Annotated in this window: 24 protein-coding genes and 4 tRNA genes; 27 read left to right on the top strand and 1 reads right to left on the bottom strand. The window is 35.6% G+C overall.

Annotation, left to right across the window (positions count from 1 at the left end):
- Window positions 1-238 precede the first annotated feature (238 nt).
- The 26 genes from ACQKNR_RS25775 to ACQKNR_RS25650 all read left to right on the top strand — a co-directional run bounded on the left by ACQKNR_RS25775 (window position 239) and on the right by ACQKNR_RS25650 (window position 23,462).
- Window positions 239-1,096 (top strand): mechanosensitive ion channel family protein, encoded by an 858-nt coding sequence (locus ACQKNR_RS25775; protein ID WP_427321819.1) that lies wholly within the window; start codon window positions 239-241, stop codon window positions 1,094-1,096.
- Between the two features lie 20 nt (window positions 1,097-1,116).
- On the top strand, window positions 1,117-1,314 hold the full coding sequence (locus tag ACQKNR_RS25770; RefSeq protein WP_000436053.1) for a DUF951 domain-containing protein: 198 nt from the start codon (window positions 1,117-1,119) through the stop codon (window positions 1,312-1,314).
- Window positions 1,315-1,429: 115 nt separating this feature from the next.
- Window positions 1,430-2,530, top strand: coding sequence for a redox-regulated ATPase YchF (gene ychF / locus ACQKNR_RS25765; RefSeq protein ID WP_427321817.1), 1,101 nt, complete (start codon window positions 1,430-1,432; stop codon window positions 2,528-2,530).
- Between the two features lie 191 nt (window positions 2,531-2,721).
- Window positions 2,722-3,012 carry a 30S ribosomal protein S6 gene (gene rpsF / locus ACQKNR_RS25760; RefSeq protein WP_001233781.1) on the top strand — a complete coding sequence of 97 codons (291 nt, stop codon included), beginning with the start codon at window positions 2,722-2,724 and terminating at the stop codon, window positions 3,010-3,012.
- Between the two features lie 27 nt (window positions 3,013-3,039).
- Window positions 3,040-3,552 carry a single-stranded DNA-binding protein gene (gene ssb / locus ACQKNR_RS25755; protein WP_000981966.1) on the top strand — a complete coding sequence of 171 codons (513 nt, stop codon included), beginning with the start codon at window positions 3,040-3,042 and terminating at the stop codon, window positions 3,550-3,552.
- A gap of 45 nt (window positions 3,553-3,597) precedes the next feature.
- Window positions 3,598-3,831, top strand: a complete 234-nt coding sequence (gene rpsR / locus ACQKNR_RS25750; protein WP_000918873.1) for a 30S ribosomal protein S18 — start codon at window positions 3,598-3,600, stop codon at window positions 3,829-3,831.
- Between the two features lie 80 nt (window positions 3,832-3,911).
- Window positions 3,912-4,847 (top strand): YybS family protein, encoded by a 936-nt coding sequence (locus tag ACQKNR_RS25745; protein ID WP_427321814.1) that lies wholly within the window; start codon window positions 3,912-3,914, stop codon window positions 4,845-4,847.
- Window positions 4,848-4,925: 78 nt separating this feature from the next.
- Window positions 4,926-6,899: a DHH family phosphoesterase gene (locus ACQKNR_RS25740; RefSeq protein WP_427321812.1), complete on the top strand. Its 1,974-nt coding sequence runs from the start codon at window positions 4,926-4,928 to the stop codon at window positions 6,897-6,899.
- Complete coding sequence (rplI, locus tag ACQKNR_RS25735; RefSeq protein WP_427321810.1) at window positions 6,896-7,342, top strand: 50S ribosomal protein L9; 447 nt, start codon at window positions 6,896-6,898, stop codon at window positions 7,340-7,342. Before ACQKNR_RS25740 ends, rplI begins: the two co-directional genes overlap by 4 nt.
- Window positions 7,343-7,369: 27 nt before the next feature.
- Complete coding sequence (gene dnaB / locus ACQKNR_RS25730; protein WP_193413896.1) at window positions 7,370-8,731, top strand: replicative DNA helicase; 1,362 nt, start codon at window positions 7,370-7,372, stop codon at window positions 8,729-8,731.
- A 216-nt stretch (window positions 8,732-8,947) separates the two neighbouring features.
- Complete coding sequence (locus ACQKNR_RS25725; RefSeq protein ID WP_000100224.1) at window positions 8,948-10,237, top strand: adenylosuccinate synthase; 1,290 nt, start codon at window positions 8,948-8,950, stop codon at window positions 10,235-10,237.
- Between the two features lie 141 nt (window positions 10,238-10,378).
- Window positions 10,379-10,454: transfer RNA gene (locus ACQKNR_RS25720), tRNA-Lys, on the top strand.
- A 13-nt stretch (window positions 10,455-10,467) separates the two neighbouring features.
- Window positions 10,468-10,539: transfer RNA gene (locus ACQKNR_RS25715), tRNA-Glu, on the top strand.
- 21 nt (window positions 10,540-10,560) lie between these two features.
- Window positions 10,561-10,636, top strand: a tRNA-Asp gene (locus ACQKNR_RS25710).
- Window positions 10,637-10,677: 41 nt separating this feature from the next.
- A tRNA-Phe gene (locus ACQKNR_RS25705) sits at window positions 10,678-10,750 on the top strand.
- A 282-nt stretch (window positions 10,751-11,032) separates the two neighbouring features.
- Entirely contained in the window at window positions 11,033-11,740 is a 708-nt protein-coding gene (gene walR / locus ACQKNR_RS25700) for a cell wall metabolism DNA-binding response regulator WalR (protein WP_242554910.1), read from the top strand.
- A gap of 3 nt (window positions 11,741-11,743) precedes the next feature.
- Window positions 11,744-13,588: a cell wall metabolism sensor histidine kinase WalK gene (gene walK / locus ACQKNR_RS25695; protein ID WP_427321807.1), complete on the top strand. Its 1,845-nt coding sequence runs from the start codon at window positions 11,744-11,746 to the stop codon at window positions 13,586-13,588.
- Window positions 13,585-14,916, top strand: coding sequence for a YycH family regulatory protein (locus tag ACQKNR_RS25690; RefSeq protein WP_427321805.1), 1,332 nt, complete (start codon window positions 13,585-13,587; stop codon window positions 14,914-14,916). Before walK ends, ACQKNR_RS25690 begins: the two co-directional genes overlap by 4 nt.
- Window positions 14,897-15,733, top strand: a complete 837-nt coding sequence (locus ACQKNR_RS25685; protein ID WP_427321803.1) for a two-component system regulatory protein YycI — start codon at window positions 14,897-14,899, stop codon at window positions 15,731-15,733. The genes ACQKNR_RS25690 and ACQKNR_RS25685 overlap by 20 nt, the downstream gene beginning before the upstream one ends.
- Window positions 15,717-16,511 carry an MBL fold metallo-hydrolase gene (locus ACQKNR_RS25680; protein ID WP_427321801.1) on the top strand — a complete coding sequence of 265 codons (795 nt, stop codon included), beginning with the start codon at window positions 15,717-15,719 and terminating at the stop codon, window positions 16,509-16,511. Before ACQKNR_RS25685 ends, ACQKNR_RS25680 begins: the two co-directional genes overlap by 17 nt.
- A gap of 63 nt (window positions 16,512-16,574) precedes the next feature.
- Window positions 16,575-17,762 (top strand): S1C family serine protease, encoded by a 1,188-nt coding sequence (locus ACQKNR_RS25675; protein WP_427321799.1) that lies wholly within the window; start codon window positions 16,575-16,577, stop codon window positions 17,760-17,762.
- Window positions 17,763-17,815: 53 nt separating this feature from the next.
- Window positions 17,816-18,001: a CxxH/CxxC protein gene (locus tag ACQKNR_RS25670; RefSeq protein WP_001052827.1), complete on the top strand. Its 186-nt coding sequence runs from the start codon at window positions 17,816-17,818 to the stop codon at window positions 17,999-18,001.
- Window positions 18,002-18,060: 59 nt separating this feature from the next.
- On the top strand, window positions 18,061-18,540 hold the full coding sequence (gene rlmH, locus ACQKNR_RS25665; protein WP_001027003.1) for a 23S rRNA (pseudouridine(1915)-N(3))-methyltransferase RlmH: 480 nt from the start codon (window positions 18,061-18,063) through the stop codon (window positions 18,538-18,540).
- A gap of 129 nt (window positions 18,541-18,669) precedes the next feature.
- Window positions 18,670-20,688 (top strand): GAF domain-containing sensor histidine kinase, encoded by a 2,019-nt coding sequence (locus ACQKNR_RS25660; protein WP_427321797.1) that lies wholly within the window; start codon window positions 18,670-18,672, stop codon window positions 20,686-20,688.
- Window positions 20,689-20,950: 262 nt separating this feature from the next.
- Complete coding sequence (locus ACQKNR_RS25655) at window positions 20,951-22,423, top strand: WD40/YVTN/BNR-like repeat-containing protein (RefSeq protein ID WP_427321795.1); 1,473 nt, start codon at window positions 20,951-20,953, stop codon at window positions 22,421-22,423.
- 160 nt (window positions 22,424-22,583) lie between these two features.
- Window positions 22,584-23,462: a radical SAM/SPASM domain-containing protein gene (locus ACQKNR_RS25650; protein WP_427321793.1), complete on the top strand. Its 879-nt coding sequence runs from the start codon at window positions 22,584-22,586 to the stop codon at window positions 23,460-23,462.
- Between the two features lie 44 nt (window positions 23,463-23,506).
- On the opposite strand, the gene guaC is transcribed toward ACQKNR_RS25650, so the two are convergent.
- Complete coding sequence (guaC, locus tag ACQKNR_RS25645) at window positions 23,507-24,490, bottom strand: GMP reductase (protein WP_000432443.1); 984 nt, start codon at window positions 24,488-24,490, stop codon at window positions 23,507-23,509.
- 240 nt (window positions 24,491-24,730) lie between these two features.
- Between guaC and ACQKNR_RS25640 the strand changes: the two genes are divergently transcribed.
- Entirely contained in the window at window positions 24,731-25,762 is a 1,032-nt protein-coding gene (locus ACQKNR_RS25640; RefSeq protein ID WP_427321791.1) for an acyltransferase, read from the top strand.
- The last annotated feature ends 173 nt before the right edge of the window (window positions 25,763-25,935 follow it).

Below are 25,935 nucleotides of genomic sequence, written 5' to 3'. Positions count from 1 at the left end.
AATTTTCAAAATATATTTATGGTAAGTAAAACGAAAAATTATAAGTGCATACTTTTTGCAAAATGTGAATGAAAACGGAAATAATAGTACTAGTATATATATTTTTGGTCCATTTTATACCTGAATGAAAGTAAAGATATGTAATTAAAGTCATAAATTTTTTTCAGAAATCAGAGGGACTTCTGATACAATAAGAAGGATAATTAAAAAGAAAGTTTAGCTAGAGAGGTAGAGGAACATGGATTTAGCATTGAAGTGGTTTGAGTCCATTGATTGGACGAAGATAGGTGTGAAATCACTACAAATAGTCGTTATTTTAATACTTGGTGCAATCGTTGTGCGAGTTGCAAGGGCAATTGTACGAAATGCGTTTCGCATGGGAAGTCGTTCACCGATTCAAATTTCAGAACGTCGTACAGTTACGGTAGCGAAATTGCTTGAAAATATTGTGGCATATGTTGTTATGTTTATCATGTTAATCGCAATTTTAGGTGTATTTGAAATTAATGCATCAGGATTATTAGCCGGTGCCGGGGTAATTGGTTTAGCGGTCGGATTTGGTGCTCAAAGTTTAGTAAAAGATGTCATTACAGGATTATTTATCTTGCTAGAAGATCAGTTTTCAGTAGGTGACTATGTAAGAATTGGTCAGTTTGAGGGAGTCGTTTTAGAAATTGGGCTTCGTACAACGAAAGTAAAGAGTTGGACAGGTGAAATTCACATTTTACCAAATGGAAGTATCGTTCAAGTTACTAACTTCTCGGTGAGTAACAGTGTAGCATTTGTTGATGTATCTATTTCGTATGAGGCTGACATAGCAAAAGCAGAGCAAGTAATTGAAGAGCTATTAATAGAATTACCTGCAAAGTACGAAAAAATGGTAACAACGCCTCAATTGTTAGGTGTACAAACATTAGCTGCGTCAGAAGTTATATTACGTGTTATTGCTGAAGTAGAGCCCATGCAACATGCAGGTATTGCAAGAGCTCTTCGTAAAGAGATTAAAAACCGTCTAGATTTACATGGAATTGAAATTCCATATCCACGTATGGTTTTATATAATCGTGAAGAATTGGTTAGTGAAAAAGCAATTTAGTATGGAGAGGGGTTTGGAGAGTGGAGCAAAAGCAATATAACTTGTACGATGTTGTGGAAATGAAGAAAGCCCACCCATGTGGGGAGAATCGCTGGAAGATTATTCGTATGGGAATGGATATCCGCATTAAGTGCGAGGGATGTGGCCATTCGGTAATGATTCCTCGAAGAGAGTTTGATCGTAAGGTGAAAAAAATACTTGTGAAGCATGAAGAATAGAGAAAAAGTAACAGTTGCGGTGGGTAGCTGTTACTTTTTTTCGTCTGGAGGAAACTTGTCATTTTTTTCGTTACTATCTATAATGATGAAAGATTGAGACATAGGAGTGAAAAATATGGGATTAACGGCTGGGATTGTTGGATTACCTAACGTAGGGAAATCCACTTTATTTAATGCAATTACACAAGCAGGAGCAGAATCTGCGAACTATCCATTCTGTACAATTGACCCAAACGTGGGGATTGTAGAAGTACCAGATGAGCGTTTAAATAAATTAACGGAATTAGTAGAACCGAAAAAAACTGTTCCGACTGTATTCGAGTTTACTGATATCGCAGGTATCGTAAAAGGTGCGAGTAAAGGTGAAGGTTTAGGAAATAAATTCTTATCTCACATTCGTCAAGTAGATGCAATTTGCCAAGTTGTTCGTTGTTTCGAAGATGAAAATATTACGCACGTTTCAGGAAAAGTAGATCCAATTGATGATATTGAAACAATCAATTTAGAGCTAATCTTAGCGGATTTAGAATCTGTTGATAAACGTATCGACCGTGTTGCGAAATTAGCAAGACAAAAAGATAAAGAAGCTGTATATGAGCACGAAATTTTAGTTCGTTTAAAAGAAGCTTTTGAAGAGGGAAAACCGGCTCGTACTGTTGAATTTACAGAAGAGCAAATGAAGATTGTTAAAGGCCTTCATTTACTTACAACGAAAGAAATGTTATACGTAGCAAACGTAAGTGAAGACGATATTATCGATCCTTCTGAAAACAAATATGTACAAATGGTAAAAGAATTTGCAGCAAATGAAAATTCTCAAGTAATCGTTGTATGTGCGAAAATTGAATCAGAGATTGCTGAGTTAGATGAGGAAGAGAAAAAAGTATTCCTTGAGGAACTGGGTATTGAAGAATCTGGTTTAGATCAATTAATTCGTGCTGCATATGACTTGTTAGGACTTGCTACTTACTTCACAGCTGGTGTACAAGAAGTACGTGCATGGACGTTTAAACAAGGCATGAAAGCACCACAATGTGCTGGTGTTATTCATACAGACTTTGAGCGTGGATTTATTCGTGCGGAAACTGTTTCTTACGATGATTTAATGACAAATGGCTCTATGACAGCTGCAAAAGAAGCTGGTAAGGTACGTTTAGAAGGAAAAGAGTATATCGTAAAAGATGGAGATGTTATGCACTTCCGCTTTAACGTTTAATTTAATATTTCCTAGGAAAAATAAAGATATGGACTTGGCAAATATATTATATGTTTGCCAAGTTTTTTATGTATTGGTGAGTTGATTCATATAACTTACTATGATATAATCTAAACTCGTGAGTAATTACTATAAATTAATTGCTCCTTGCCCATTATGGGCCGTTTAGACCAAAAGGAGGTGAAAGTGTAATGAGAAAGTACGAAATTATGTACATCATTCGTCCTGGCGTTGAAGAAGAAGCTCAAAAAGCTTTAGTTGAACGTTTTGCAGGTGTTTTAACAAACAATGGTGCAGAAATCATTAACACGAAAGAGTGGGGTAAGCGTCGTTTAGCTTACGAAATCAACGACTTACGTGAAGGTTTCTACATGATCTTAAACGTGAACTCTAACGCAGAAGCGATTAACGAATTCGACCGTTTAGCTAAGATCAACGAAGACATCCTTCGTCATATCGTTGTTAAAGAAGAAGAAAAATAATTATGATATATAGGGAGAGTGGTTCGATTGATGAATCGTGTTATCCTCGTTGGTCGTTTAACTAAGGACCCTGACTTACGTTACACGCCCAATGGTGTTGCAGTAGCTACTTTTACGTTAGCTGTGAATCGCGCATTTGCGAATCAACAAGGTGAGCGTGAAGCTGACTTTATTAATTGTGTAATATGGCGTAAACAAGCAGAAAACGTAGCAAATTATTTGAAAAAAGGTAGCTTAGCAGGCGTAGATGGTCGTCTTCAAACTCGTAATTACGAGGGACAAGATGGTAAACGTGTATATGTAACAGAAGTTCTTGCGGAGAGCGTACAATTTTTAGAGCCGCGTAATGGCGGTGGGGAGCAACGCGGTTCATTCAATCAGCAACCATCAGGAGCTGGTTTCGGTAACCAAGGCTCTAACCCATTTGGTCAATCTAGTAATTCAGGTAACCAAGGTAACTCTGGATTTACGAAGAATGACGATCCATTTTCAAATGTAGGTCAACCGATCGACATTTCCGACGACGATTTACCGTTCTAATACAGTAAATCTGTTAGTTTTAACAAAGAATGGAGGGAAATAGACATGGCAGGACGCAAAGGTGGACGTGCGAAACGTCGTAAGGTGTGTTTCTTCACAGCTAACGGCATCACTCGCATCGACTATAAAGATGTTGATTTATTAAAACGTTTCGTTTCTGAGCGTGGTAAAATTTTACCTCGTCGTGTAACAGGAACAAGCGCAAAATACCAACGCAAACTTACAGTTGCAATTAAACGTGCTCGTCAAATGGCACTTTTACCATATGTTGGTGAATAATAGCGTATGAAATGCACAGTAGAGTCCGACTCTACTGTGCATTTTGCTATGCTCTTCTTTTTTGAAAGAGAGGTTAAATCATGAAACAAACAAGGTTTATTACTGAAGGCGCAGCGTTATTAGCCATATATGCAATATTATTGCTCGTGTCTTTATACGTTCCGGTTTTAGGTACGGTTGTAACGTTCGCATTACCATTGCCATTTATATTGCTAACGAAAAAATATAGCTTACCTAATGCTTTTGTAATTTTTACAGCAGCGCTTTTTATTACTGTTATTGTGAGTCCGCCCATGAACCTAGTGAAGACAATTATGTTTGGGCTGATAGGGATTGTTTTAGGATATATGTATAAAAAACGAAAAAAACCAGTGGAAATTTTGATGGCGGGAACACTTGCATATTTAATTGGTATTGTGCTCATATATGTTGCGAGTATAAAGTTTTTTAACATAGATTTAATGAAGCAAATACAAAATATGTTTAGTGAAAGTATCGCGCAAAGTGAAAAAATAGTAAGTGCTGCAGGCATGCGGATTAGTAAGGAACAAAAAGAGTTATTTGAGCAATTTAATAATGTGTTACAAACATTATTCCCAAGTCTACTTGTAATGGTTTCTGTATGTTTTTCTTGGATTACAGTTATGATATCAGGTAGTGTTTTAAAAAAGTTAAAGCACGATATTACACCTTGGCCTAAATTTAAAGATATACAATTGCCAAAGAGCATTGTTTGGTATTACGTTATATTTATTTTGTTAGCAACTTTTATAAAAGTAGAACCAACCTCATATTTACATATGGTATTTTCTAACCTATATGTCATATTTGCTTTGCTACTCGTACTGCAAGGTCTGACATTTATCACTTTTTTAGCACATAGAAAAGGTTTTACTAAAGGAGTTCCTATTATTAGTTTTATTGTCTGCATGTTTATTCCGATGCTGTTTCCTCTTGTGACAATCTTAGGTATAATTGATTTAGGGATTTCATTGCGTTCTAAAATAGGGGAATAAAATAATATTCCTTATACTATTTTAATCTGTTTAACTAACTGGAAGGTGAGTTAGTTTTACTTTATAGGAGTTGTATACATGCCTGAATTTTATAAGAAACAGTGGTTTTTATATCCCGTTTATGTATTGGCATTTTTTGTGTTTGTGCTGATTTCGATCCTCTGTTATTTTCATTTAATTCTAGGAATAGCTGCCTTTGTTATTTTTTGTATTGTACTTTTTGTCGTTATACGATTTGAACTTACTTTTCAAAGGAATTTCGAAAAGCATACGACAGATATGATTACAAGGGTAAAGAAAGTGAGTAATGAAGCATTTAACCAAATGCCGATTGGTATTTTGTTATACAATAAGGATTATGGGATTGATTGGGCAAATCCTTATTTATCTTCATGTCTGGGGCAACATGCATTAGCTGGATGGCACCTTTACGATGTATCAGAAACGTTACTTCTTTTCATTAAGGGAGAAACTTCCGATGATATAGTCTCTTTAAATAATCGAAAGTTTCGTGTGTTTGTGAGGAAAGAAGAAAAGCTAATTTATTTCTTTGATGTAACGGAACAAACGGAAATCGAAAAGATGTATGAGGATCAGCGTACGGTTCTAGCTGTTATTTATTTAGATAATTATGATGAAGTTACACAAGGATTAGATGATCAATTACGTACGAATATAACAAGTCTTGTGACATCACGACTAAATGAATGGGCCCTTAAGTATGGTGCATATTTAAAACGTGCATCTTCAGAAAGATTCTTCGTTGTACTAAATGAAAGTATTTTGGCGCAGATGGAGAAAGGGAAATTTAGCATTTTAGATCAGGTGCGTGAAGAAACATCCAAAAGGAATATACCACTTACATTAAGTGTAGGTGTCGGATCAGGTGATTTACCTTTATCAGAGCTTGGGGCAATGGCTCAATCTGGTTTAGACCTTGCGCTTGGCCGTGGTGGAGATCAAGTAGCTATTAAACAAGCGACAGGTAAGGTTAAGTTTTATGGTGGTAAGACAAATCCAGTTGAAAAGCGTACCCGTGTACGTGCCAGAGTTATTTCGCATGCATTAAAGGATTTAGTGTTAGAAAGTAGTAATGTCATTATAATGGGGCATAGAGCTCCTGATATGGACGCAATTGGTGCTGCGATTGGCATTTTAAAGGTAGCTCAATTAAACGAGCGCAAAGGATATATTGTGTTAGATGAAAATGATTCCGATAAGGGAATTAAGCGTCTGATGGATAAAGTGAAACAAAATGAAGAGTTATGGTCTCACTTTATTACGCCAGGGCAAGCGATGGAATTTGCAAATGACGATTCATTACTTGTTGTTGTAGATACACATAAACCTTCAATGGTGATGGAAGAAAAGCTGTTACACAAAATTGAAAATGTAGTTGTTATTGACCATCATCGTCGAGGAGAAGATTTTATTGAGGATCCATTGCTTGTTTACATGGAGCCATACGCTTCTTCGACGGCAGAACTTGTGACAGAATTACTTGAGTATCAACCGAAAAATTTAAAGATGACAATGTTAGAAGCAACGGCATTGTTAGCAGGTATTATTGTTGATACGAAAAGTTTTACATTTCGGACAGGGGCTCGTACGTTTGATGCAGCTTCTTATTTACGCTCACATGGTGCAGACACAGTACTTGTACAAGAGCTTTTAAAAGAAGATATGAATCAGTATTTACGAGTTGCAAAAGCCATTAAAAATGCGTACATTTATAAAAATGGAATTGCGATTGCAAAAGTTGATAGTGATGATTACTACGATCAAGTGCTTATTGCGCAATCAGCAGACACATTATTAACAATGACAGGTATTATTGCATCATTTGTTATTGCGAAACGTGGAGAGAATTTTATTGGAATTAGCAGCAGGTCCTTAGGTGAAGTGAATGTGCAGCTAATTATGGAGAATTTAGGAGGTGGCGGGCATTTGACGAATGCAGCCACACAAATGAAAAATGTTACAGTAGATGAAGCTGAGGAGAAGCTTCGATTTGTTATTGATGACTATTTACAGGGAGGCACACAATCATGAAAGTAATTTTTCTAAAAGACGTAAAAGGTAAAGGGAAAAAAGGAGAAATAAAAAACGTACCAGACGGTTATGCAAATAATTTCTTATTAAAACAAGGATTAGCTGCTGAAGCGACAAATAGCAGTATGAAAACTTTAGAAGCTCAAAAACGTAAGGAAGAAAAAGATGCAGCAGCAGAGCTTGAAAGTGCAAAAGAATTGAAAGAGACTTTGGAGAAATTAACTGTAGAATTAAAAGCAAAATCTGGTGAAGGCGGTCGTTTATTTGGGTCTATCACAAGTAAACAAATCGTAGATGCAATGCAAAAATCACACAAGATTAAACTTGATAAACGTAAATTTGAAATGGATGATGCGATTCGTGCGTTAGGTTATACAAATGTAACAGTAAAATTGCATCCACAAGTTACGGCAACAGTAAAAGTTCATGTTACTGAACAATAAAAATAAGTTAAGTAAGGAGGATTGCGTATGAGTGATGTACTTGCTGATCGTACCCCTCCGCATAATATAGAGGCTGAGCAGGCGGTTTTAGGGGCTATATTAATTGATCAAGATGCGTTAACGTCAGCATCAGAACTATTGGTACCTGACTCATTCTATCGAACGAAACATCAAAAGATTTTTGAAGTTATGCTTGGGCTGTCTGATAAGGGAGAACCAATCGACTTGGTAATGATGACATCAGCAATGGCTGATCAAGGATTACTAGAAGAGGTTGGCGGGGTTTCGTACTTAGCGGAGCTAGCAGAAGTTGTCCCAACTTCTGCTAACGTAGAATATTACGCGCGCATCATCGCTGAAAAGGCGCTTTTACGTCGTTTAATTCGTACGGCAACTCATATTGTATCGGATGGATACGAGCGAGAAGATGATGTGGACGGTCTTTTAAATGAGGCTGAGAAAAAAATATTAGAAGTATCTCACCAAACAAATGCGAAGGCCTTTCAAAATATTAAAGATGTACTTGTTGATGCTTACGATAAGATTGAACTATTGCATAATCAAAAGGGTGAGGTTACTGGAATACCAACTGGGTTTACTGAATTGGACAAGATGACCGCGGGTTTCCAACGAAATGATTTAATCATCGTGGCAGCACGTCCATCAGTAGGGAAAACGGCATTTTCATTAAATATTGCACAAAACGTAGCGACGAAAACGGATGAAAATGTAGCGATTTTTAGTTTAGAGATGGGTGCTGACCAGCTTGTTATGCGTATGCTTTGTGCGGAAGGGAATATCGATGCACAAAGACTGCGTACCGGTTCATTAACTTCTGATGATTGGGCGAAATTAACGATGGCAATGGGTAGCCTTTCTAATGCTGGTATATATATTGATGATACACCAGGGATTAAGGTGAATGAGATTCGAGCAAAATGCCGTAGATTAAAACAAGAACAAGGTCTTGGGATGATTTTGATTGACTACTTGCAGCTTATTCAAGGAAGTGGGAAATCAGGAGAAAACCGTCAGCAGGAAGTATCTGAGATTTCCCGTACACTAAAAGGGATTGCACGTGAATTGCAAGTACCTGTTATTGCCTTGTCGCAGTTATCCCGTGGTGTAGAATCTCGTCAAGATAAACGCCCGATGATGTCTGATATTCGTGAATCAGGAAGTATCGAGCAGGATGCTGATATTGTAGCCTTCCTATATCGTGAAGATTACTATGACCGAGAAACGGAAAATAAAAATACGATTGAAATTATCATTGCGAAACAACGTAATGGTCCGGTAGGTTCGGTAGAGCTTGCGTTTGTTAAGGAATTTAATAAATTCGTCAACTTAGAACGTCGTTTTGAGGATGGACATGCACCGCCGGCATAAAGGCAGTATAAAAAAGAAACACATTTCTTATAATAAGATGTGTTTCTTTTTTTTTTATAAGAAAGATAAGGCTTTCATACATTAAATATATAATTCTTACGAACGAAAATGATTTTTGGTAAAAAAATGTTCGCTTTTTGGTTGACTTCTCTTTCGGTTTTGGTACAATTATATTGTTTGAATAGATCGTTTGAAAATTGCGGAGGTGCTTTAATAATGTCTTCAGTAGTAGTTGTAGGAACACAATGGGGCGATGAAGGAAAAGGTAAAATCACTGATTTTCTTTCTGAGCATGCGGAAGTAGTTGCAAGATATCAAGGTGGAAATAACGCAGGACATACAATTGTTTTCGGCGGAGTTAAATATAAGTTACACTTAATTCCATCTGGTATTTTCTATAAAGAGAAAATTTGTGTAATCGGAAACGGATTAGTAGTAGATCCAAAAGCATTACTTGAAGAGTTAAAATACTTACACGATCGTGGTGTAAGTACTGATAATTTACGTGTAAGTAACCGTGCACACGTTATTTTACCTTATCACTTAAAACAAGATGAGTTAGAAGAAGCAAGTAAAGGTGATAACAAAATCGGTACAACGAAAAAAGGTATCGGTCCTGCATATATGGATAAAGCTGCTCGTATTGGTATCCGTATGGCTGATCTTTTAGATCGTGAAGCATTTAAAGAAAAGCTTGAGCGCAATTTAGCACAAAAAAATCGTTTGTTTGAAAAGATGTACGATACAGAAGGCTTCAGTGTAGAAGAGATTTTCGAAGAGTACTTCGAGTACGGTCAACAAATTGCGCAATATGTTTGTGATACGTCTGTTGTATTAAATGACGCATTAGATAACAATCATCGTGTATTATTTGAAGGTGCGCAAGGTGTTATGCTTGATATTGACCACGGTACGTACCCATTCGTTACATCTTCTAATCCAATTGCTGGTGGTGTAACAGTTGGAACTGGAGTTGGTCCTGCGAAAGTTACTCGCGTTGTAGGTGTATGTAAAGCATATACAAGCCGTGTTGGTGATGGTCCATTCCCTACTGAGCTTCATGATGAAATTGGTCATCAAATTCGTGAAGTTGGTCGTGAGTATGGAACAACAACTGGTCGTCCACGCCGCGTAGGTTGGTTCGATAGCGTTGTTGTAAGACATGCACGTCGTGTTAGTGGTTTAACGGATCTATCATTAAACTCTATCGACGTTCTAACAGGTATTCCAACTCTTAAAATTTGTGTTGCTTACAAATACAATGGCGAAGTTATCGATGAAGTTCCAGCAAACTTAAACATTTTAGCGAAATGTGAGCCTGTATATGAAGAGCTTCCAGGTTGGACAGAAGATATTACTGGTGTAAGATCATTAGACGAGCTTCCTGAAAATGCACGAAAATACGTAGAACGTGTTTCTGAGTTAACAGGAATTCAATTATCTATGTTCTCAGTTGGACCAGATCGTAACCAAACAAATATCGTTCGTAACGTATACGAAGCTTAATTGATATTTTTCCGAAAAAACTCATGTTCGCATGAGTTTTTTCTTATCTTTTATAAAAAAATAAAAAAAGGTATTGCAAAACTGAAAGGTAATATGTTATGATACATCTTGTCGTCACGAAAATATGACGTTGGTGAGTATGAGCCATTAGCTCAGTTGGTAGAGCATCTGACTTTTAATCAGAGGGTCGAAGGTTCGAGTCCTTCATGGCTCACCATTTTATATTTCGTGGCCCGTTGGTCAAGTGGTTAAGACACCGCCCTTTCACGGCGGTAACACGGGTTCGAATCCCGTACGGGTCATGTTTTTTTATGCTTATTTTTGGTCCCGTGGTGTAGTGGTTAACATGCCTGCCTGTCACGCAGGAGATCGCCGGTTCGACCCCGGTCGGGACCGCCACTTTTGTTTATACCACCATTAGTGGTTTTATATATAGTTTTGGCTCGGTAGCTCAGTCGGTAGAGCAGAGGACTGAAAATCCTCGTGTCGGCGGTTCGATTCCGTCCCGAGCCACTCTCAGGATATTAAGTGGGCCCACTTAATATCCTTTTTATTTGTGTAATTTTACAAAATTGAGTAGTTATTTTAAAATAGAATGAGGAGCCTCTAGCAGTTGAAGCTAGAGGTTTTTCTATAGTTCGTATAGGATTCCGTGTAAAAGTGGATCATACATGAGTCTGTGAGAATAGAGGAGAAAGTACTTAAACAAAGGATGCGGTCATATAGGGGCATACTATGTAAACATCAATATGTTTAGGGATTATTGACCATATTTTTATAAGGAGGAAATAGACGATGATGGGAAAGAAAATTTTAGTAGTTGATGACGAAAAGCCGATTGCAGATATTTTGAAATTTAACTTAGAAAAAGAAGGTTTTGAAATTGTAATGGCGCACGATGGTGATGAAGCAATTGAGAAAGCAAATGAAGAACAACCGGATATGGTTTTATTAGATATTATGTTACCGGGTAAAGATGGATTAGAGGTTTGTCGTGAAATACGTAAAAGCTCGGAAATGCCGATTATTATGCTTACAGCAAAGGACTCTGAAATTGATAAAGTATTAGGGCTTGAGCTTGGAGCAGATGATTATGTAACGAAGCCGTTTAGTACGAGGGAATTACTTGCTCGTGTGAAGGCGAATTTACGCCGTCATCAACAAGGTGGTACTGCAGAAAAAGAAGAAAATACGGAAATGGTTATTGGACCAATTGTGATTAATCCAAATGCCTATAGTGTAACGAAGCGTGAGGAAAATATCGAGCTTACACATCGTGAATTTGAATTACTACATTATTTAGCAAAACATTTAGGACAAGTTATGACGCGTGAACATTTATTACAAACTGTTTGGGGTTATGACTATTTTGGAGATGTGCGTACAGTGGACGTAACAGTACGACGTTTGCGTGAAAAAATTGAAGATAATCCAAGTCACCCTACTTTAATTGTAACTAGACGTGGGGTTGGGTATTACTTGCGTGACCCAGAGCAGGAATAGTATATGAAGAAAGTCGGTTTTTTTCAATCTATTCATTTAAAATTTGTGCTCATATATATGCTATTAATATTAATAGCGATGCAAGTTATCGGTGTATATTTCGTAAGGGAATTAGAAAAAAGCCTTGTACAAGGCTTTAAAGATTCTTTGACGCAACAAACGAATTTACTATCGTATAATTTAAAGCAAGAATTTACAAAAAGTCGTGCAAAAACGGATCCGGAATCATTAGATGATGCCATAAAAAATTCAATTCAAAAGTTTGTATCAGATCGTAGTAAGAAAGATATTCAAGAAGTAAGTGTCTTTGATTCTAATAGAAAATTAATGGCAATATCAGACACATCTAAGCAAAATAAGGTAGGAAGAACGTCAACAGATATAGCTGTCCAACGAGTAATTGTGCAAAATAAACCAGAATCAAAAACTGAGAAAGATGGAAACACCGGCCATCGAGTTCAAGTGATGATTACTCCTATTCAAAGTGATAAAGCTGGAGAGGTACTGGGTGTCATTCGCATTGTTGCATCTATGGAAGATGTGTATAAACAAATGAAGGATATAAATCAAATTTTTGCTACTGGGACAGTAATTGCCTTGTTAGTAACAGCTGTACTTGGAATTTTATTGGCTCAAACAATTACAAGGCCAATTTCAGATATGCGGAGACAAGCAATTGAAATGGCAAAAGGAAATTATTCGAGGAAAGTAAAAGTCCATAGCCATGATGAAATTGGGCAATTAGCATTATCTTTCAATAATTTATCAAAAAAATTACAACAAGCTCGTTCTTCAACAGAAAGTGAAAGACGTAAATTATCATCTGTTTTATCACATATGACAGATGGAGTAATTGCTACTGACCGAAAAGGGGATATTATCTTATTAAACGATCCTGCGGAAAAAATGCTAAATGTGTCGCGTGAAACGGCGCTTGATCAATCTGTTTTAGAAGTATTGGGGATACAAGAAGAATTTACACTGGATCATTTATATGAAGAGCCTGATTCCGTTTTATTAGATTTTAGTACGAGAAATGAACCATATATTTTACGTGCTAGTTTCTCTGTAATTCAAAAAGAAACAGGGAAGGCAAATGGTTTAATTGCAGTATTATATGATGTAACGGAGCAGGAGCGTATAGAACGAGAACGACGTGAGTTTGTGGCGAACGTATCCCATGAATTAAGAACGCCGTTAACAACGATGCGCAGTTACTTAGAAGCACTTACGGATGGTGCATGGCAAGATCCGAATATTGCACCGCAATTTTTAACGGTGACACAAGAAGAAACAGAAAGAATGATTAGACTTGTAAATGCGTTGTTGCAACTATCTAAACTTGATAGTACAGAACATCGTTTAATGAAAGAATGGGTCGATTTTACTGATTTCTTTAATAACATTATTGATCGTTTTGAAATGTCTAAAGAACAAAATGTAAGTTTCAAACGATCCTTCTCTAAGAAATCTCGATTTATTGATATGGATGCGGACAAAATTACACAAGTTTTATATAACATTATTTCTAATGCATTAAAGTATTCGCCAGAAGGTGGAACAGTAACATATCGCTTACGTGATCGCGGGGATTTATTAGAGATTAGTGTAAGTGACCAAGGTATGGGTATTCCGAAAGAAAACGTAGATAAAATCTTCGAACGCTTTTATCGTGTGGATAAAGCTCGTTCAAGACAGATGGGTGGTACAGGTCTTGGGTTAGCTATTGCAAAAGAAATGATTGAGGCACATGGTGGTTCTATTTGGGCGAAGAGTGAGGAAGGAAAAGGAACAACGATTTATTTCACACTGCCAATGGCACCAGATGAAGAGGACGATTGGGAATGAGTATGGAAAACTTTAAAACGATAGTTCTAATTAATTTAGTTGTTATTAGTCTATTTTTAACTTTTAATTTATGGACATATGTTCCTGATTCCACTTCTGTGCAAAATACAAAATTTGTTCAAGGTAATGAAGAGATAAATCCGATAAAGATTTCAGGGGTTGTTCGCCCATCCTCTGTTATTGTTCATAAAGAAAAAAATCATTACGTAAGTGAGAACACGAACAATGTGAACTCACTTTATAAAATTCTTGAAAATGGAGAATTACATGATTTTAGGGAAATAACAGGCACAGTTCCTAAAGGGGATTTTCTTTCTTATGTACACGGAGAAGAAAAAATTGAATTTGTTTTTCCTGCAAATATACCACTTGATACAATTAAAGATATGTTCAATATAAAAGATAAAAATCTAGATTATAACAGAAGTTTTAATCGTATTATAATTGATCCTTCCCGAAGTAAGGATCAAGAAATCAAAATTAATTTTGTTTCCTATGATAATTCTCGTAAAATATACCAAGCGACATTGAGCGGTGCGGATGTAAAAGATATTATAAATGCCCAAAATCAATTTATTACATTAACAAAACCATATTTTGAATATCAAATAAATGATACGAAAAAGCTGTTTTTACCAGATGGGATTACAGAGTTAAGTCAGGTGGAGTATCTTGCATTTGGATTAGAAGTGGAGCCATTTAAAAATGCTTTATTCAGTGATCCGCGTTATTTAAGTCCTATTACTGAGAAATCAAAGGAAACATTTACAGATGGTATTCGATCTATGGAAATTGATAAGTCGAATTTAATGTTGAAATATAAAAATTCCGCAGTATATAGTGATAAAGTTACAGATAATGCGATGCTTTTGAAAAAAAGCTTTGACTTTGTAAGTGGGCACAGTGGTAACCTAAATTCTTATCGTCTTGATTATATTAATAAGGGTAAAACTTCATTCCGTTTATATGAGGGCGGTGTACCTGTATTTAATGCAGAGGGAATGGCTGAATTAAAACAAGCATGGGGTGCAGGTGAAGTCATGCAGTATGAAAGACCTCTTTTTAATTTCACTATCCCTTTACCTAGTACGCCCACTTCTCTTGCATCAGGCCATACAGTGATGACATCATTAGAGAATAACCCGGAAATTAACAAAAATTCAATTCAGGATGTTGGCATTGGTTATAAAATGTCATTGGAATCTTCCTCGAACGGAGGGAAAATCGTTATTTTACAGCCAATATGGTATGTAAAATGTGATGAAGAGGGTAAGCAAAAAATATATGAATGGAGTGAGGGGGGACTAAATGGATTGGGATCGAATTAAAACAATATTTATTGTGACCTTTTTTGTTTTAGACCTCTTTCTTATCTTCCAGTTCATTCAAAAGCAAGATAGCAATCAGTTGGAACTTGTGACAGAAACAAAAATTGATCAACAATTAAAAGAGTCTAAAATTACTATGGGGAGTTTTCCTAAAGAGTCGAAAAAAGAGTCATTTATTATGGCGAAAAATAAAAACTTTAAAGAAGAAGATGTGCAATCTTTAAAAAATCAAACAGCGCATCTGCAACAAGAAGATAAGATAGAAGGTAAGTTGAAAGAGCCATTTTTAAATGCAAAATCATTATCTAAGGATAAATATAATGATTTCTTAAAAAACTACGTCCTTGATGGGCAAAAATACGAATTTGGAGCAATGAAAGACTCTAAAATTTATTTCTTTCAAAAGTATAAAGATAAACCGATTTTCTACAACAATCATGCAATGATTGTTGTAGATTTAAATGAAAAGAATGAGCTTGTTTCGTATACACAAACAATGTTAACAGATCTGAAGGAAATGGGCGAAAGTGAAAAAACGAAAGAACAAGAAATTATCACTGCTCAAACAGCTTTAGAAAATATATATTTAAAAAATAAAATTGCAGAAAATACGCACGTGAAAGAGGCGCAGATTGGATATGCAACTCTTGCTGAATCTTCTTCTAATATACAAGTGCTTGCTCCGACGTGGAACTTAAAGACAGAACAGAAAAAGGACTTTTTTGTGAATGCAATCGAAGGACAAGTTATGGAATTAGGAGAAAGCCAGATGCCGGAAGAATATAATGGAGTGAGAAAGAATGAGTCTGCACTTTAGTGTACTTGCGAGTGGAAGTACAGGGAATATGCTATATGTAGGAACGGATGAAAAAAAACTGCTCGTTGATGCTGGTTTAAGTGGTAAAGCTACAGAGGCTTTATTTAAACAAGCTGAACTGAATATAAATGACGTATCAGGTATTCTTGTAACACATGAGCATAGTGACCATATTAAAGGATTAGGTGTATTAGCACGAAAATATGAACTGCCTGTTTATGCAAACGAGAAGACATGGAATGCAATGGAACATTTAATAGGCAATATCCCAACTGAGCAAAAGTTCATTTTCTCAGTTGGAGATGTGAAAACATTTGGTGACATTGAGGTCGAGTCATTTGGAGTTTCTCATGATGCGGCCGAGCCGATGTTTTATGCTTTTCACAACAATAATAGAAAGTTAGCCCTTATTACAGATACAGGATACGTAAGTGACCGTATGAAAGGTGTTATTAAGGGAGCAAATGCTTTTGTATTTGAAAGTAATCATGATGTGGAAATGCTTCGTATGGGGCGTTACCCATGGAGCATTAAACGACGTATTTTAAGCGACGTTGGCCACGTTTGTAATGAGGATGCTGCATTAGCGATGGCGGATGTAATTACAGATGAGACAAAGCATATTTATTTAGCGCATTTAAGTTTAGATAATAATATGAAAGAATTAGCACGTATGTCAGTATCACAAGTATTGGAAGAAAAAGGATTTGGAGTAGGAGAATCCTTTGAAATTCACGATACAGACCCAAAAGTACCTACGAAAATTCAATACGTATAATTCTTCATTTTAGTAAACAATAAAGGTGAATATAGTTGTTTTCAGGAAGATGGGTGAACAAATATGTCCTTTATTGATGAAGAAAAAAATCGTATGAAACGTGCAGGAAAAAAGAAGCATAAAGGTATTATTATTTCCAGCATAACAGGAACAATTGTAGGGGCTTCATTATTTGCATTTGGAGCCCCTCTATTTTCAAATCATGCAGGTACGCTTCCTCAAGCTGAAGCAAGTGAAAAAAATATGGCTGAAGGTCAAAGTGGAAGTGTTCCTGTTAAACAGATTAGCTTTGTAGACGCTGTTGATCGCGCTTCAGATGCTGTTGTTGGGGTTATTAATATTCAGCGAGACGACTTTTCAGAGGCTGATTCGGAAGCTGGTACAGGCTCGGGTGTAATTTATAAGAGAACAGATGGACATGCTTATATTGTAACAAATAACCACGTTGTTGCTGGGGCGAATCGTATTGAGGTGAGCTTAAGTGATGGTAAGAAAGTTCCAGGTAAAGTATTAGGAACTGATGTAGTCACTGACTTAGCAGTAATAGAAATAGATGCGAAGCATGTGAAGAAAGTGATTGAAATTGGCGATTCTAATACCGTCCGTAGAGGGGAACCAGTCATTGCGATTGGAAACCCACTTGGATTGCAATTTTCTGGGACTGTCACACAAGGTATTATTTCGGCCAATGAACGTATTGTCCCTGTAGATCTGGATCAAGATGGACATTATGATTGGCAAGTAGAAGTATTGCAAACAGATGCAGCGATTAATCCGGGTAATAGTGGTGGTGCGCTTGTAAATGCAGCAGGACAATTAATTGGTATTAACTCAATGAAAATTGCTGCAAAAGAAGTAGAAGGAATCGGACTAGCTATTCCGGTGACTAGAGCCGTTCCGGTTATGAATGAACTTGAGAAGTACGGAAAAGTGAGAAGACCTTATGTTGGAGCTGAACTTAGATCATTAAATGAGATTCCAAATTATTATTGGTCCAAAACATTACATTTACCAGGTAATGTAACAGACGGAGTTTGCATTTTAGATGTGAAAAGTCCTTCGCCAGGTGCAGATGCTGGTTTACGAGAACATGATGTTATTGTGGCGGTGGATGGAAAACCGATTCACGATATTATTGGATTCCGTACGGCTTTATATGATAAGAAAGTTAATGATAAAATGACTCTTACGTTTTATCGTGGTACAAAACGAGCAACAACGACGGTGAAATTAGGCATTCAAAAGTATTAAAAACAGGAGGGCCTACCTCCTGTTTTCTATTGTAGAAAAGTGAGGTGAAGAATATGAATTTACCGTGTTGTTTAGAACATGTTGAATTAGCGTTAGATATTATTGTGGATGAGTGTGAGGTTGCACCAGTTATCAACAATGTGGATAACTCTGAAAAAGAGAAAAAAACATGTGAATTTTGTCAAAACGAGGCGACATATGTTGTATCGAACACAGATTCCCACACAATATGTGGGTAACATTTGTGGATATGTGGATAAGTTATGTGGATAACATGTTTGTAAGGTGGGGAATACGTGTGAATATCTCGATTATTTCAATTGGAAAATTAAAAGAAAAATATTTAAAACAAGGTATAGCAGAATACTTAAAACGATTATCTGCATACGCAAAAGTAGAAGTAATTGAATTGCCAGATGAAAAGGCACCAGAAAATTTAAGTGAAGCAGAAATGTTAATTGTAAAAGAAAAAGAAGGCATACGTATACTGGATAAAATTTCTGATGATACGCATGTCATCGCGTTAGCTATAGAAGGAAAACAAAAATCATCAGAAGAATTTGCGGTAAGTCTAGATCGTCTTGCTACATATGGAAAGAGTAAAGTTGCATTTGTAATTGGTGGATCACTTGGACTAAGTTCGGAAGTAATGAAGCGCTCGAATGAGTCCCTTTCGTTCTCAAAGATGACATTACCACATCAATTAATGCGATTAGTATTGCTTGAGCAAGTGTATAGAGCGTTTCGGATTAATCGCGGTGAACCGTATCATAAGTAAGTGAGGTATTCTATGTAAAACAAGGGTAAGAAAAGAATACAGGAGAAAATTGAAAATGGCAGGTCGGTCTTGATTTTCACTGATATTATCATGTTTATTTTATTATGCCTATAATTGGAGGCTATGTGAATGTTAAGTGATCAGGCGAGATATTCTAGGCTCGCGAATATAACAAAAATAATAAATACAAAATTAGAACTACGTGAAGTCTTGCAGCGTGTAACAATGGCGATATCAGAGGAGATTGTTCAATGCGACGCTGTTGGAATTTATTTACCCCAGGAAGATGGAACATTTAGAGGGTTTGCAGGAAAACCAGAGACCATAAATGGCGTAACGCTCGATACTCAGGTAATTGATCCTGAAATAGACTTACTGGCAAAAGAAGTTATTGAAACCCAAAAAACCATCTATATCCCTGATACCTCAAAGGATCATCGGCCGGATCCGAGACCAGTTGATGCGTTCAAAATTAAGTCCTTATTAGTCCTGCCTATCTCATTTGGGCAAGAGTTATTTGGTCTGGTTTTTTTATTTGATTATGGAACTCCAATGAACTTAACAGATTCAGAAATTCAAAGTGTTGAAGCTTATGTAAATATGGCTGCGGTCGCAATTCAAAACGCAAATAATTTAACACAAAAGGAAAACCTTATTGCTGAGAAGCAGCTGTTACTAAATGTTACCCGTGATTTATCAATGTGTTCCTCGATACAGGAGAGTTTTGATAAATGTTTTTTTTACTTAGGACAGATTTTAGAGAGTAAAAACATGGCTGCCCACCTTTTAGACCCGCTAGACAAAACAACGATTAAAACAACGAAGTTAAGCAAGGACTGTGATTGGACAGAAGCGGATTGGATGGAGAGAAGCTATGAAGCCAAGATCCAAGAGGTTACTCAAACAAAAAATATAGATAGTAAGGGTCTACTGGTGATTCCATTGGTTTCAATGGGAGAAGTATTAGGGATAATCGTCGTTGGCAAAGAGGGAAAAGCTCACAATTACGATAATTCCCAAATTCAACTGGCAAAATCTATCGTTGATGCCACAGCTCCTACGTTTTCAAACTTGTTATATATGGATCAACTTGAAAGCATGGTGGAAGAGCGAACGAGAGAACTAGCTGCTGCTAATGAAAAAGTTATAAGTGTGATTGAAAGTATTACGGATGGATTCTTTACTTTGAATAATAAATGGGAATTTACGTACGTAAATAAGCATCAATATTTTCCACAAAGAAAAACAGCAAAAGATGTATTAGGCAAGAATACATGGGAGGTTTTCCCGAGTAGCGTCGACACAGTTATGTATAAGGAATTTCATCGTGCAATGTCAGAGCGAACTACAGTTCATTTCGAATTTTTTTCTACCTCTGATGAATATTGGCACGAAGTTATTGCATACCCGTATGATGATGGTATTTGTTGTATTTTTAAAAACATAACAGAAAAAAAGCAATATGAACAGGAATTGAAAAGGTTATCCAACATAGATTTAATAGGGCAAATGGCAGCAGGTATCAGCCATGAGATTAGAAATCCAATGACAGCAGTACGAGGATTTTTGCAGTTATTAAAAGAAGAGAACACCTATGAGAAACATAATAAGTACTTGAATTTAATGATTGAAGAACTTGACCGTGCCAATTCTATTATTACTGAATTTCTCTCAATGGGTAATACAAGGAAATCGGATTTGCAGATGTTAGATTTAAATTCAATTATCCACGATATTATTCCTTTAATAAAGATTGATACGTATAATCAAAATAAATATATTCAAGTCGATACAAATGACATTCCGGAATTACTTTTAAATCGTAATGAGATACGGCAATTATTAATAAACCTATACCGTAATGGCTTAGAAGCGATGAGCACAGGGAAAGTTCTAACTATTAGCACCTACAAGGAAGGTCAACATTGTGTGGTGCTTGCAGTGCGGGATCAAGGAAAAGGTATCAGGCCTGAAGTATTAGAGAAACTGGGTACTCCATTTTACACGACTAAAGATAATGGAACTGGATTGGGGTTAGGTATATGTTATGCCATTGCAGCCCGTCATAATGCAAAAATAGAAATTCAAACAGGATCGGAAGGTACTACCTTTTTTGTTAAATTTAATTATGAAAATAATGAAAAATAACCTCATTTAGATTAGTTACGGTGAACCGTATCACAAATAGTGGATAACAATCGAAAGTTAATACTGCTTTGTGTATTAACATATTGAATAAAAAATATGATCAAGAAAAAAGCACTTATCTTTACAGGATAGAGTGCTTTTTTATCCGTACTTTATGATTTTAGATGTAACCGCTACGTAATGAAAATGTACAATAAATATAGGGATATGCAAGTGTTTGGTAAAATCAAGTATACTCAATAGAGGAGAAAAGAAGTATTAGATGTACTTAGGGGGGCTTCACATATTTAAGGGAGATATGAAAAAAATATTGATATCATTACTAAAAAATCCATTAGTAATAATCGGATACTGGATTTTTTGTTATGAGTTAGCTTTGTTATGTATGTACGGGAGAATGAATAATAATATTTATATTTTGTTATTATGTATAGCATTTTTAATACTTATCATTATATTTACTACAATTAAAGTTATAGAAAATAGGGAACGTGAATCGTCCAAATTATTAAATGTAAAGGGATGGAAATATATTTCCGTTATCACCATTATCTTTATAACATTTTTTTATGGGATAAAAATTTATAAAAGTGCAACGAATTATGGTGGTAAACTAGCGTGGTTTATAGAAAGTGTAAAAAACGAAAGATCAGTTGAACTTGAACGTGATAATATATATAAGTATGGTGTAGAGGGTATTTTTGAAGATATAAATAAGAAATATACTTTGCCAAAGAAGTTATATATGTCGGATGATTTTACTTTGAAATTTAACTCAGATGGAACAATTACATCATTTGATACCTTTCTTTATGGAAAAAATGCTGCTGGAAAAGAGGAAAGCTACTTAATATCTTATAATAAAAATAAATCAAAAGATATTTTTGTAAGACTAAATGGGCATGTTAACGCTGATTATAATGAAGATAAATTAGTAAAACCTTTAATTAAAACGGTTCAAGCTATTCCAGTTAAACAAACTGTTAGTAAGTGGAATGAAAATCAGTATGGACTGGTTTATTATGGGAAAAGAAATTGGGGTTACAATAGAGAAGGCATTATTAATATTAATAAAGATGGGAAATTAGAGAAGTTAGAAGAAGCAAAATCCGAAATAATTGGATATACGGTATCTATATTTATCCCTGGAAAAGAGAAAGAGATAGTACCTGCTAGATATAATTTACTAGGTGACCCAAATTGGAGTAAGGAAAGTAGCTCTAAAAAGAAAAAGAAGGATGTAACTAATAATAATGAGCAATTTTATTTTTCAAAAGAAGTGGGTTATAAACTAAATGTTACAGATAAAGCATTAGGGAGTACCTTTTATTCACTAAGCAAGACCATTGATGGTGGGGAAACATGGGGAGTTATAAATGAAGACCCGTTCAATGAAGCGGTTGGTAGTGCATCAGGAATCATCTTTTTTAATGAGAAGCTCGGATTTTTAAGGGCAACCAGACCCTCTGGTACTGAAGGGGGACTATACCGTACAGATGATGGGGGTATAACTTTTAAAAAGGTGAGCTATACAAATCATGAAGTGAAGCTAGAAAGTGGAAAATCAATAAATCCTTTTGATTTTCCTAATATGCCTTATGAGAAGGATGGAGTTTTTAATATGCTAGTAGGGCAAGGAGCAGATGGAGACTACAATGGTAATAGTAGTATACTTTATCAATCCAAAAATCAAGGTGAAACATGGGAGTATGTAAAAGAGGTTAAAGGTAATTAATAGTGAGAAAGACCATTGGATAAAAATCACCGATGGTCTTTTGGGCATTAAAAGGTGGCATTTAGATTTTCTAAAATAAGTATGTTTCTATTTCTAAAAAAGTGTGCTGTAATATGAAGAGGAAAAAATTATAAGTAGTCAGAGAAGTGAGGAATTAAAGGTGAAAAAGTTTAAGAAGTTTTACTTGGAGATTACGAGCGTATGTAATCTTGCGTGCAGCTTTTGTCCGCCGACGGAAAGGCAGAAGCAGTTCATTTCTGTGGAGGATTTTTCTAAAAGATTAGACCAAATTAAACCTCACACAGACTACATTTATTTGCACGTGAAGGGTGAGCCTTTGCTTCATCCAAAGATAGATCAATTGCTGGATCTAAGCCATGAAAAAGGGTTTAAAGTGAATATTACAACGAACGGAACGTTAATTAATAAGAGAAGGCATAGACTGTTAAATAAACCTGCGTTAAGACAAATAAATTTTTCACTTCATAGTTTTGATGGGCACCCAGGTTCAGAAGATAAAGAAGGATATGTAAGAAGTATACTTTCTTTCATTAGAGAGGCGACGAGTCAATCGGACTTAATCGTTTCACTAAGGTTATGGAATTTAACTCAGGATAATAAAACAAATGTTGAAATCCAGAAAAATAGAGAGTTATTATCCATAATTGAAAATGAATTTGACCTACCTTATCAAATTGAAGAGAAGCTTACACCAGGAAAAGGCATAAAAATTGCGGAACGTGTCTTTATTAATCAAGATTATGAATTCCAGTGGCCAGCATTACATGAAGAAGAGGATGATGGAAAAGGCTTCTGTCATGGCCTCCGTAATCAAGCTGGTATTTTAGCAAACGGAACGGTTATACCTTGTTGTTTAGATGGTGAAGGCATTATTAATCTCGGAAATATTAATAATGACTCATTTTCTAACATTATTGAAGGTGAAAGAGCGCAAAATATTGTGGATGGATTTTCGAAAAGAGTTGCGGTTGAAGAGTTATGCAGAAAATGCGGATACCGCAAAAGGTTTGGAAAATAAAGAAGGACAAGCATAAAAATGCTTGTCCTTCTTCTGTTTAAAAATTAATATACTTTGTCACCGTTGAAAATAGAGTTTTTCACGACAACATAATCTACAGTACGAATAGCATCTAATTTTGTTCCACCAGCGTAAGAGATAGACGATTGAAGATCCTGTTCCATTTCGATTAATGTATCTTCTAAAGAACCTTTATGCTCTACGAACATTTTCTTACCTTCAACGTTTTTCTTCTCACCTTTTTGGAATTCAGAAGCTGAACCGAAATATTCTTTGTAAAGTTTCCCATCTTTTTCGATTGTTTCCCCTGGAGACTCTTCATGACCAGCGAATAGAGAACCGATCATCACCATAGTCGCCCCAAATCGAATAGATTTAGCTACATCACCGTGCGTACGGATACCGCCGTCAGCAATGATAGGCTTACTTGCAGCTTTTGCACACCAGCGAAGTGCAGCTAGTTGCCAACCGCCAGTTCCAAAGCCTGTTTTAATTTTAGTAATACAAACTTTACCAGGTCCAATACCAACTTTTGTTGCGTCAGCGCCAGCGTTTTCTAATTCTCTCACCGCTTCTGGAGTTCCAACGTTTCCAGCGATAACAAAGCTTTCTGGTAAATGTTTTTTAATGTGCTGAATCATGTTGATTACTGCATTAGAATGACCGTGCGCGATATCAATCGTGATGTATTCAGGTGTAAGTTGCTCAGCAGCTAATTGTTGTACAAATTCATACTCGTCTTCTTTTACACCAACGCTGATAGAAGCGATTAATCCACGTGATTGCATATCTCTAATAAATGAGATTCGTTTCTCTGGTTGGAAACGATGCATGATATAGAAGTAATTATTTTCAGCTAAATAAGTTGCAATTCTTTCATCAATAATCGTTTGCATATTTGCAGGTACGACAGGTAATTTAAATTTATGTTTTCCTAAAGTGACAGTTGTATCACATTCAGATCGGCTATTTACAATACATTTTGCAGGAATTAATTGAATATCTTCATAGTCAAATACGTTTTCCATCATTTACACCCCTAAAATACGAATATTTTATTCGTTTTACTTTAAAATGTTCGTCCAATTGATAATTTACATTATTTTTATTAATAAGTCAAAGGTTTTGATGTTTATACTTGAAAAAATAAATTTCAGCTATTTTTGCTAAGAATTTATATAATAAAAATATCTGTTAACGGATTAAAGTTTAATGTAAAATTATGTATAGAAAAAATGGTTAAATATATTAATTTAGGAGAGATTTTGATGAGGCGTTTGGTATATATGGATTGGTTACGTGTATTAGCGACAATTGCCGTCGTTACAATTCACGTTTCTGCTAGTTATGTTTCCACGTTGGATGCAAATAACGTATCGCGTTGGATGGCTGGTAACCTTTTTGAATCAATTTCACGTGCTAGTGTTCCAATCTTTGTGATGATTAGTGGAGCTTTATTATTAAAGGGATCCAAGGATATTTCTGTTGTAGAATTTTTACAGAAACGTGCAAGTAAGGTAATTATACCTTTTGTAGCGTGGAGTGCTTTATTTTACTTATACGGAGCTTATGCAGGATATTTCCCTCGTTCTATAAAGCAAGGGATAAAGTATTTCCTAACAGATAGTATCGGTGGACATTTATGGTTTATGTACATGATTGTAGGGATATATTTGATTACACCTTTACTGAAAATTTTTGTGAAGAATGCTCAAAAGAGGGAGATTGAGTATTTTTTAATGTTGTGGCTATATGCATCTGTTGTGGTCAATTTAGCAAAATATTATTATCCTATAAACTTTAATATTGAATTATTTTACGTTACAAATTATGTAGGATATTTTCTACTTGGTTATTATTTATCCAATTATGATATTGTGAAAAAGTGGAGGAGTATCGCTTATATTGGAGGAATTGTAGGATTTATTATTACATTCTTTGTTACATATTATTATACTGTTCAGGCAAACGGACAATTGGATCAGTTTTGGTATGGATACTTTTCTCCAGGTGTTGTACTTATGGCAATGGGCTTGTTTATATTTTTTAAATATTCTTTTCAAAATTCAGAAAGAAAATTACCATTTGTATTACGCGGTATAAATCAAGCGAGCCTTGGTATTTATATCCTTCACTATTTCTTATTAAATAACTATCTGTACAGAGTATTTCCAAAGGTAAATGAACATGCACATGCAATATTGGCAATACCTATTAATGTAACAATTACAATTGTCCTTAGTATGGTAATCACTTTAGTGTTGCAAAGAATACCGGTTGTAAAAAAATTAGTTCCGTAAAGATATTTTATCTAAAACATATATATAAATATTTTTCGTTATGTAGGTGGGCAGGCTTATTATTAAGACTGCCCTTTAGTATGTTATTTTAAAAAATAACATAAAAAGAGTTATACTTAGGTTGAGTTGATATCTTAGTGAATTATAAATATTAGTTTGATATATCATCTTGG

It is taken from the genome of Bacillus sp. NPDC094077 (assembly GCF_050279465.1).
Lineage (GTDB): Bacteria > Bacillota > Bacilli > Bacillales > Bacillaceae_G > Bacillus_A.
This window is presented reverse-complemented; position numbering and strand designations above follow the sequence as displayed.